At 40.4% G+C, this 542-nt stretch carries 1 protein-coding gene; it reads left to right on the forward strand.

The window, feature by feature from the left end:
- A partial coding sequence (locus tag HMPREF2959_RS10430) for an IS5-like element IS1301 family transposase (RefSeq protein ID WP_083314112.1) occupies window positions 1-530 on the forward strand: 530 nt, incomplete at its 5' end.
- Window positions 531-542 lie beyond the last annotated feature (12 nt).

Genomic DNA, 542 nt, shown 5'->3' on the forward strand with positions numbered 1-542 from the left:
TTTTTTTTGATCTACGAAAAGAAATTGACAAAGAATGGGTATTCATCGACGGAAGTTATGTACGGTGTCATCAACATGCAAGTGGAGCTCGGCGTGGTTTCGATAGAGCAATTGGACAAAGCCGTGGCGGAAACACGACAAAAATACACCTATGTGTGGACTCGCATGGAAATCCGCTCGATTTTAAAGTCACTGGGGGTAACGTGCACGACAGTCAAGTTGCAAACGACTTGATAGAAGTCATACAAGAAGCCCAGTATTTTATCGCTGACAAAGGGTATGACTCGCAAGAAATCAGAGATAAAGCGATAGAACACGGTATGAAAGCTATTATACCAAAGCGTAAAAATGCCAAGAAACCTAACCCTGATTTTGATAGCTACCTTTATAAATTACGCCACTTAGTCGAGAATGCATTTGCACGATTAAAGCAGTTTCGTAGTATTGCTACTCGCTATGAGAAATTAGCTCGTAATTTTAAATCGATGCTTTACTTGGCTTGCTCTATTATTCATGCTAAGTTAAATTGAGGACACGCCCTA

Source organism: Neisseria sp. HMSC070F02 (assembly GCF_001814225.1).
Lineage (GTDB): Bacteria > Pseudomonadota > Gammaproteobacteria > Burkholderiales > Neisseriaceae > Neisseria > Neisseria meningitidis.